Consider the following 8,911-nt stretch of genomic DNA (forward strand, 5'->3'; position numbering starts at 1 on the left):
AACCTTCGGTGTGGTGAGGAATTTCGTGAAAGATCGAACTGTCCGTAGTCTGATCGCTCTCGAAGAGTCGGCGTCCACGGCGCGCGTGCTGAACCTGGTCGCCGCGCGTCGTCAGGCAAAGCTTGATCCGTCGATGAACGAGCGCCCCTTCTTCGAGAACAGCAATCTCAACGGCAGCATCATCGTCAAGCACCGGCTGCGACCGCATGAACTCGACCTGTTCCATCAGCCGCTGTCGTCCACGACTAAGATCATGGCCCCTATTGATGCGACGGACCTGAAGCTCGGCGCCAGGTATCTGATGGTTGGTCAGAAGGACTTCGATCAGGCAGCTTTCGAGATGTTTGGAGAAGGGATGCGACCGGGGCGGCGGGATCGGCAGGTCCTGGACCTGATCAATGAACTGCCCTCCCTGGACCCTTTCCTCCTGCGGGAACATCTGAAGCGAAACGGCATCGAGCCGGCCCGGCGTTATTTCGCCATCTCCGAACCTGATCTTGAGCGCATGTACGCTTTCGTTCGTGAACAGGTCATGGCGCTGGTGCGTCTCTCGTCCGGCCAGTCCAGCGACTCGAGCTTCGCGGCGACCAGGCTGGTGGACAAGTTACTCTCCAATTCGCCCGACGAAGGATTCGGGCCGCTCAAGGAGGTACTGCGTCTCAGCGACAAGGACTATGCCGATGGCGTCTTCGGATGGCGCGGGTTCCTTTACTACAAGTGGGTCCTGAACGACCTGACTCCGCAGTTGAGCGGGATCCTGAAGGAGGTCACCGAAATCCGGACGCGTGGCCCCAATTCACTGGAGACGACCAACTATCTTCCCAGGGCGCGTATGCGACTTGAGGTGGCGATCGCGCAGGCTGTGAAGGGCGTTGAGAAGATGCTTTCTGTCTACGACGATGCTTATTCGTCCCTGACCGTTGATGGCCGGCCCACCGCCTTCAGGGATTTCCTCCTCGCCGCGCCCGACATGTTCATGTCCCTGGGCGAGCAATCGGGCGCTGTGCAGCACATTGCCAGCTTCTGGCGCTTCAGATTTCCCCAGGGTAAGCGGTTGGCGGTCAGTCCTGACGAACTGATGGACATCTTCATGGACTTCGAGGACGGGTTGCAATGCGTCACGCATCCGCAGGGCGTGGACAGGGCCGCCTGAACCCCATCCACCCTCTGCCCGCGTCGATATCAGCCCTTGTTAGGGTTGATCAGATATTTTTCACCCGTTGTCTTTCGATTGTAGGCCGCAATCACATCGGGCTGTAGCGCCTCCTGCAGCGAGATCTCGGCGGTGTAGTGGCTGGCGAAGGTCGTCTTCAATTCATCGACGACTCGCTGACGCAGTTTCTGGGCCTCGGCGGCGCCGATCTTCATGAGGAAGGGCGTCAGCAGCCAGCCGCCCAGGCCCCACGACATGCCATAGCTGCGGACCAGTTCGGTCGGAGCCGTACTGAGACCACCATAAATATAGACCTGCTTGTAGGTGGTGGAGCCGTAGCGGCTGTAGCTGCCGGGCCTGGAATTGGCGGCCTGTTCCATTCCGCTCAGGATCTGGCTGGCCAGCTTGCCACCGCCGATAGCGTCAAAGGCCAGGGTCGCGCCAGTGGCGGTCAGGGCGGCGACAAGGTCTTCCATGAACGTGGGGGCGCTGGAGTCCACCACGTGCTTTGCGCCGATGTCGGTCAGGATTTTCGCCTGTTCCGGGCTTCGGACAATGTTCACCAGCTCAACCCCGTCCTTGAGGCAGATCTTGTTGAGCATCTGGCCCAGATTGGAGGCGGCGGCAGTGTGGACCAGGGCGGTGTGGCCCTCGCGGCGCATGGTCTCGACCATGCCCAGCGCTGTCAGCGGATTGACGAAGCAGGAAGCGCCGTCGGCGGCGCTGGCGTCTGCGGGCAGGGGCAGGGCGTCGGCGGCCTTCACCGTGCGGTACTGGGCATACATGGCGCCGCCCAGGATCGCTACCTTGCGACCCAGCAACGCCTGCGCAGCCTCGCCAGGGCCGGCGGCGATCACGGTGCCGGCGCCTTCATTACCGACAGGCATGGATTCATCGGCCCGCGCCGCCATTGCGCGCATCATGGCCGGCGCCACCTTGGCCGTGACCACCCCGCCGCTGGCTGTCGCCGTCGACATATCAGCGGCTCCCAGCAATAGCCCGAGATCGGAGGGGTTGATCGGCGAGCCCTCGATCCGGACCAGGATCTCGTCGCCGACCGGCGCGGCCACATCAACAGTGGCCAGCGACAATTCCAGCTCACCGCTGGACTTGATCAGGGATCGCAGTTGAAGGCCGTGGGTCGGAAGGGCGCTCGTCATGGTGTTTCCTCAGGGTTTGATCGTTGGGAAACCACATGGCCTTTGCCGCGGGAGCGCGCAATGCCTTTGGCGGATGCAAGAAAGGCGGCCCTTTCGGACCGCCTCTGCCGCTTCGTCGTTATCCGCGCGGAACCTGAGATTCCGGAAGCGCCGCGGGGCCCCACGCCCTGACATTCGCGGTTGGAGCGAACGTCGTTGTGGCCAGTTCATCCGGCCCGGGTGGTAATGCAAGGCGCATCGACCTTTCCGGACGAAATGACCCGGCGCCTGTGGCCCGCGAACAACGCCTCGAAATGGTCTCAAAGCCGGCCCGACATGAACACAAGCGAGCATCATCAATCCAAGCGTCGGTTGGCCAGTCTCCGGTTCGGATCCTGAAAAGCCCCCCCCCAGTCCCCTCCTGATCGGGCGGCGGGCCAGCCGACACTTCCCCCTGACATCGCAGCGCTCTAGGAAGCTTGCCTTGGCTTTCCCGGACCCGACATGACCACACGATTGATCCTCGCCCTCGCCGCGACCCTGGCCCTGGGCGCCTGCGCCACCCGTGCGCCCCCTGCCGTTGCGCCCGTGACCTATTCCGGCACGCCGCAGGAACAATGGGAACAGGGCCAGGCGGCCTATGAGGCCTGGAGCCTCCAGCGGCCCGGTTGGAAGGTCACCGAAAGCGGCCTTCAGTATCGCAAGGTCAAGGCTGCGAAGGGTTCCGCCCCCATGCCTGCGCCAGATGCGGTCGTGACCATCCACTATGTAGGCCGTTTCATCGACGGGAGAGTTTTCGATTCCTCGCGCGCGCGCGGTGCACCCGCTACCTTCCCACTGTCGCGCCTGATCAAGGGCTGGCAGGAGGGTGTGCCGATGATGCGGGCGGGCGAAACCTGGGAGTTCGTGATTCCCTCGAAAATCGCCTACGGCGCGCGCTACCGTGATCCCATTCCCGCCAACAGCACCCTGCTGTTCGAGATCGAGCTGATTGCGATCCCGGAAAGTGACTAACCGGCTGCCCAGCCGGTGAGCGTGATGATCTCGAAAGTCGCCGTAAGGCGACCGTCGGGCCGGGAGAACCTTTCCGCGTAGACCTCGGCGGTGCGGGCCAGCAGGGTGCGGGTCAAGGGCTTCGGGTGACGGTCAGCCAGCACGCTGGTTTCGCCCATCCGACGCAGATCCAGCAACAGCTTGAGCGGGTGATCGTAGGTCACCGTCACCGTATCCACATCGGCCACCGGCTCCTTGAACCCGGCGCGGTGCAGCAGGCCCGCCGCGTCCTGCAAGTCGGCGAATGGCGAGATGCGCGAGCCTGCGCCACCCAGAATCTCGCTTTCGGCGGCCACCAGCGACTGGCGCAGCTCGGTGAGGGTTGTCCCACCCAGGAAGGCGCCAAGGAACAATCCGCCAGGCTTCAGTGTGCGGCGAATCTGGATCAGCGCGCCGACGACATCATTGGTCCAGTGAAGCCCCAGGGTCGATACAACCAGGTCAAGACTGGCCTCGGCGAAAGGCAGCCGCTCCTCGTCGGCGACGAGGCGCGCGTCAGCTCGGCCGGCGAGCATGGCGGGCGACAGATCGACTTCGATGAGGTGGCCCACCCGATCCGACGCCGCATCGTCCAGCGCCTCCCGGAACGCACCCCGCCGCGCGGAAAGCTCGACGGCCAGAGGAAAGGTGCGCAGGATGGGGCCGATACGCTCGGCCAGATCCAGGGCTGCGCGGCGATGCAGGAAGTCCGCCTCCGCAAAGCCATGCGCCGCCCGCGTCAGCCGCTTGCGGTGGAGCGCCCGGTCAAACAGGCGGGGCGGCAGAGGGGATGGAGAAGCGGGCATGAGCGCGGAAGATGGCGATTTCGCCGCCCGTTGGAAGCCCAAAGCGCAGGCAGCGTGGCGCGGAGCGCTGGATATGCTGTTCCCGCCACAGGCGCTGGACGGTGGGCCGCGCCCGCTGGCAGGCGGATTCACCTCGGAAACCTGGAGCCGGATCCGGTTTCTGGACGGGCCGGTTTGTGACGGCTGCGGCACGCCGTTTGATTTTGATCCGGGCGCGCGGTGCGCCGCCTGCCTGGCCCGACCCCGGGCGTTTGATGCGGCGCGCGCCGCCTGCCTCTACGACGAAACCTCGCGTGAGCCGATACTTCAGCTCAAACACGCCGACCGTCTGGACCTGGCGCCGATGTTCGCCCGCTGGCTGTCGAGGGCGGCGCGCGAGTTGATCGAGGAGGCTGACGCCATCGCGCCCGTGCCTCTGCACTCCTTCCGGCTGCTGCGCCGTCGCTACAACCAGGCCGCCGAGATCGCCCGGCCCCTGGCCGTCCTGAGCGGAACGCCCTACCTGCCGGACACGCTGGTGCGCCGCCGGGCGACCGCGACGCAAGCCGGCAAGTCAGGCTCCGGCCGGCGCCGCAACGTGGCGAACGCCTTCCACGTTCCAGCCTCGCGGGCGAGCCGGGTGGCCGGCCTGCGCATCCTCCTGATTGATGACGTTCTGACCACCGGCGCCACCGCAGAAGGCTGTGCGCGGGCGCTGAAGGCCGCTGGCGCGGCGCGTGTCGACGTTGCCGTCATTGCGAGGGTGCAGGACACGGCCTGACGTCCTATGTATGGTCGTGAAACAGACACACTGTCGCCAGAGCGCCATGAGCCAGGTCACCATCTACACCAAGCCCTATTGCCCCTTCTGTATCCGGGCCGTCGAACTGCTGGAAACCAAGGGCGTCGCCTTCGACGAGATCGAGGCGGCGTTCGATCCCGATAAGCGCCAGGAAATGATCCAGCGCTCGGGCCGAGCCACCTTCCCGCAAATCTTCATCGGCGGGCAGCACATCGGCGGATGCGATGACATGGTGGCCCTGGAGCGCGCCGGAAAGCTGGACGCCCTGCTGCAGGGCGCCTGAGTGGTCACATGATCCGCTACGCCCTGTCCTGCGATCACGGTCACGAGTTCGAAGGCTGGTTCGGCTCGTCCGGCGACTATGACGACCAGCAGGGTCGCGGCCTGCTGGCCTGCCCCGTCTGTGACAGTCAGGCCGTCCGCAAACAGATCATGGCCCCCGCCGTGACGGGCACCCGCCGCACCGTGCGCGACGTCGAGCCTGCGCGGATGCAGGCGATGATGATGGAGGCGGCCGGCCGGATCCGGGCCCATGTGGAGGCCAACTTCGACGACGTGGGCGACAGTTTCGCCTCAGAGGCCCGCGCCATTCACGAGGGGCGGTCCGAGGAGCGCGGCATCTATGGCCAGGCCACGCCCGGCGAGGTTCGCGATCTGGTGGAGGATGGCGTGCCCATCGCACCCTTGCCGCAAGAGCCCCCGAAAAAGGCGGAACTGAACTGAAGTTTGAACTTGTGCCCGCACCGCGCGTTAGTTTCCCGATGAGCCCGCGCCGGTTCAAGATCGATCAGTCTCGCCCCTTCGCGCTCGCGATTTACGGGCCCGGGGGCTCCATGGACCTGATCTGGAAGGCCGCGTGCGCCGCGCCCTCTACGGTCCCTGCCCGAGGCGAGCGCATCCAGCCGATGGAAGCCAAGGGTGCGCGCCCCGACATATTTCACGCGATCACCAAGATAGAGCAGGTGGTCTGGGCTGGCGGCGATATGGGATGCTCCCGGACGCGGGTGTTCACCCGGCCGGCTTAGGGCGTAGGCGACTGCGGATGAATGCTTGCGATGTAACCTGATCCACGGCAATCTTTGATTGTATTGGGTGGGGCGCGTTCTGAATGGCTGGGTTGCGGGTTACACTGGCGTTTTTTCTGGCTCTGTCGGCCGCGCCGGCGAACGCCGCGCCGCTCTCGGCCTTTGGCCGACTGCCGACCATTGAAGACGCCTCCATCTCTCCCAGCGGACATGCCGTCGCCCTTGTCGTAACCGATGGAGAAAAACGGACACTGGTGGTCCGTGACCTGGCGACAGGCAGCGTGACGCTTCGCGGCCTGCTGGGGACCAAAAAAATCCGAAATGTTCAGTGGGCCGGGGACCGGCACATGGTTCTCGTCGCGTCGACGACCACGCGAGACTTCCTCATTCAGAATGGCTTTCGCGAGTGGTACTTTGCAAACATCATCGACATCGAGAAAAAGAAAATCAGATCGGTGATGGCGACGTCCAAGGCCGACCTGGACGCCATCTATGGCATGCCAACCGTCCGGGTTTATCAGGGCAAGCCGGCAGTCTTCGTCAAGGGGTTCGTGTTCGTCGGCAACACGGCGCGTCTTACCCTTTTCCGAGTCGATCTGGACAGCGGCGTGAACCGGGTGGTCGAGTCCGGATCCGAGGATACGATCGGCTGGACACTTGACGCCTCGGGCGCGCCGGTTGCCGAGGAATTCTATGCCCGCGGCTCAAAGACCTGGTCGATGCGCGTTCGCGAAGGCGCAGGCTGGCGCGAAGCGGCCTCGGCTGTGGCGCCGCTGGACCGCCCGTACATGATCGGGCTGGGACGCGACAACGCCTCGATCCTGTATGCCCAGAAAGGTCAGAATGATCGCTGGGATTGGCGGGAAACGCGGACCGACGGACGCCCTCCTGCCGAGCCTGTTCCGGCGATGGACCTGCAAGGTTCCCTGCGGGCCGCGTTGGATGGGAGGCTGGTCGGACAATACACGCTGGCAGGAGATGACGACAGTTACACCTTCTTCGATCCGTCCGATCAGGCGGCCTGGAAGAGTATTGTCGACGCATTTCCAGGCGATCGTGTGCAGCTTCAGTCGTGGTCCACCAATCGACGACTGGTCGTTGTTCTGGTGGATTCCCGTACGCGCGGCCCTGCCTTCGTTCTGGTCAACCTGTTGACGCGGAAGGCGGAATATCTGGGCGCCCAGTTCGGCGACCTTGAACCTGAAGATATCTCACCGCAGCAACCGGTGCGCTTCAAGGCGGCTGATGGACTGGAGCTTTCGGGCTATCTGACGACGCCGCGTGGACAGCAGCCAAAGGATCTGCCGCTCATCGTATTCCCCCATGGCGGACCGGCAGTTAGGGATATGCCGGGGTTTGACTGGTGGGCTCAGGCCATGGCCTCACGCGGCTACGCCGTATTGCAGGTCAACTTTCGGGGTTCCAGCGGGCTTGGCGTAAAGTTCCTGGAAGCCGGCTATGGTCAGTGGGGTCGCAAGATGCAGACCGACCTTTCCGACGGCGTGCGCTATCTGGCTGGCCAGGGCCTGATTGATCCCAAGCGGGTGTGCATTGTCGGCGCCAGCTATGGAGGCTACGCCGCATTGGCCGGCGCGACGCTCGATACTGGCGTCTACCGGTGCGCCGTTTCTGTCGCAGGCCTTTCGGATCTCCGTCGGTTTGTCGCCGGCGCCCGGGTCGACTCCGATGAGTTTGCCCTGCGCTACTGGAATCGCTTCATGGGCGCGGATGACCTCAAGGATCCATCCCTGGTCGAAATCTCACCGGTCACCCATGTCGATCGGGTGACAATTCCGGTTCTGATGATCCACGGCAAGGATGACACGGTGGTGCCGCTCGAACAGAGCCGCATAATGGCCACCGCGCTTGAAAGGGCCGGCAAGCCCTTTGAGTTGATCGTCCAGAACGGCGCGGACCACTGGCTGTCGCGCGGAGACACCCGGCTGCAGACGCTGACCGCCACCATGGCCTTTGTCGAAAAACACAACCCGCCGAACTGAGGCTCGACCCGCCCCCTTTGATCCCTATCAAGGCCCCTTGTGTGGCCATGGCGCCACACTATCTCAGAACAGCAGGGTGACCGTGCTTCCAGAAGGCGGTTGCTTGCGTTCCGCCGACATGGGGACCCCCGAATGAACATCGATATCTACTCTGACCGCGCCAAACAGGCGATCCAGTCGGCCCAGAGCCTGGCGCTGGCGCGAAGCCATCAACAGTTGGCGCCCGAACACCTCCTGAAGGTTCTGCTCGAGGAGCGCGACGGCCTGTCGCGCGCCCTGATCCAGAGCGCCGGGGGGCGGCCCGACGAGGTCGACAAGGCCGCCGAGGCCCTGCTGGCCCGTACGCCCAAGGTTGAGGGCGGGTCCGGCCAGCTCTACATGAAACCCGAGATGGCCCGCGTCTTTGCAGATGCCGAGGCCGGCGCGAAAACGGCCGGCGATGCGTTCGTGACCACCGAACGCCTGTTGATCGCCCTGGCCAAGGAAGGCGGCGAGGCGGCGAAGCTGCTGAAGGACGCCGGGGTCACGGCCAAGGGCCTGGAAGACGCCGCCGTGGCGGTGCGCAAGGGCCGGACGGCGGATTCCTCGTCGGCGGAAGACGGCTACGATGCACTCAAGCGCTACGCCCGCGATCTCACCCAGGACGCCCGCGACGGCAAACTGGATCCAGTGATCGGTCGCGACGAGGAAATCCGCCGCACCATCCAGGTGCTGAGCCGGCGCACCAAGAACAACCCCGTCCTGATCGGCGAGCCCGGCGTCGGCAAGACCGCCGTGGTCGAGGGACTCGCGCAACGCATCGTCAACGGCGACGTGCCGGAGGCCCTGAAGGAGCGCAAGCTGCTCTCCCTCGACATGGGCGCCCTGATCGCCGGCGCGAAGTATCGCGGCGAGTTCGAGGAGCGGCTGAAGGCGGTGCTGAACGAGGTGACGGCCGCCGAGGGCTCGATCATCCTGTTCATCGACGAGATGCAC

The 8,911-nt window shown here is 64.5% G+C and carries 10 protein-coding genes; 8 read left to right on the plus strand and 2 right to left on the minus strand.

All coding sequences use genetic code 11. The features are described from left to right. Positions 1-1,153: hypothetical protein (locus ACIQ42_RS11745; RefSeq protein WP_397422372.1), on the plus strand; the 1,153-nt coding region annotated here is incomplete at its 5' end. A 29-nt stretch (positions 1,154-1,182) separates the two neighbouring features. Here ACIQ42_RS11745 and ACIQ42_RS11750 read toward each other — a convergent pair. Further along, a complete protein-coding gene (locus ACIQ42_RS11750; protein WP_397422373.1) occupies positions 1,183-2,313 on the minus strand; it encodes a zinc-binding dehydrogenase in 1,131 nt (376 codons plus the stop codon). A gap of 483 nt (positions 2,314-2,796) precedes the next feature. Here ACIQ42_RS11750 and ACIQ42_RS11755 point away from each other — a divergent pair, with 483 nt between their 5' ends. Further along, positions 2,797-3,306 (plus strand): FKBP-type peptidyl-prolyl cis-trans isomerase, encoded by a 510-nt coding sequence (locus tag ACIQ42_RS11755; protein ID WP_397422375.1) that lies wholly within the window; start codon positions 2,797-2,799, stop codon positions 3,304-3,306. Here the strand turns inward: ACIQ42_RS11755 and ACIQ42_RS11760 are convergent. After that, on the minus strand, positions 3,303-4,130 hold the full coding sequence (locus tag ACIQ42_RS11760; protein WP_397422376.1) for a methyltransferase domain-containing protein: 828 nt from the start codon (positions 4,128-4,130) through the stop codon (positions 3,303-3,305). The two genes, ACIQ42_RS11755 and ACIQ42_RS11760, sit on opposite strands and share 4 nt — an antisense overlap. Between ACIQ42_RS11760 and ACIQ42_RS11765 the strand changes: the two genes are divergently transcribed. From ACIQ42_RS11765 to ACIQ42_RS11790, 6 genes are all read left to right on the plus strand, one after another. Next, on the plus strand, positions 4,129-4,890 hold the full coding sequence (locus tag ACIQ42_RS11765; RefSeq protein WP_397422377.1) for a ComF family protein: 762 nt from the start codon (positions 4,129-4,131) through the stop codon (positions 4,888-4,890). The two genes, ACIQ42_RS11760 and ACIQ42_RS11765, sit on opposite strands and share 2 nt — an antisense overlap. A gap of 46 nt (positions 4,891-4,936) precedes the next feature. Next, a complete protein-coding gene (gene grxC, locus ACIQ42_RS11770; protein ID WP_397422378.1) occupies positions 4,937-5,194 on the plus strand; it encodes a glutaredoxin 3 in 258 nt (85 codons plus the stop codon). An 8-nt stretch (positions 5,195-5,202) separates the two neighbouring features. Beyond that, positions 5,203-5,634 (plus strand): DUF1178 family protein, encoded by a 432-nt coding sequence (locus ACIQ42_RS11775; RefSeq protein WP_397422379.1) that lies wholly within the window; start codon positions 5,203-5,205, stop codon positions 5,632-5,634. A 38-nt stretch (positions 5,635-5,672) separates the two neighbouring features. Beyond that, positions 5,673-5,936, plus strand: a complete 264-nt coding sequence (locus tag ACIQ42_RS11780) for a hypothetical protein (protein ID WP_397422380.1) — start codon at positions 5,673-5,675, stop codon at positions 5,934-5,936. Between the two features lie 83 nt (positions 5,937-6,019). Further along, on the plus strand, positions 6,020-7,936 hold the full coding sequence (locus ACIQ42_RS11785) for an alpha/beta hydrolase family protein (protein ID WP_397422382.1): 1,917 nt from the start codon (positions 6,020-6,022) through the stop codon (positions 7,934-7,936). A gap of 132 nt (positions 7,937-8,068) precedes the next feature. Continuing rightward, positions 8,069-8,911: Clp protease N-terminal domain-containing protein (locus ACIQ42_RS11790; RefSeq protein WP_397422384.1), on the plus strand; the 843-nt coding region annotated here is incomplete at its 3' end.

It is taken from the genome of Phenylobacterium sp. (assembly GCF_044372605.1).
Classification (GTDB): domain Bacteria; phylum Pseudomonadota; class Alphaproteobacteria; order Caulobacterales; family Caulobacteraceae; genus Phenylobacterium.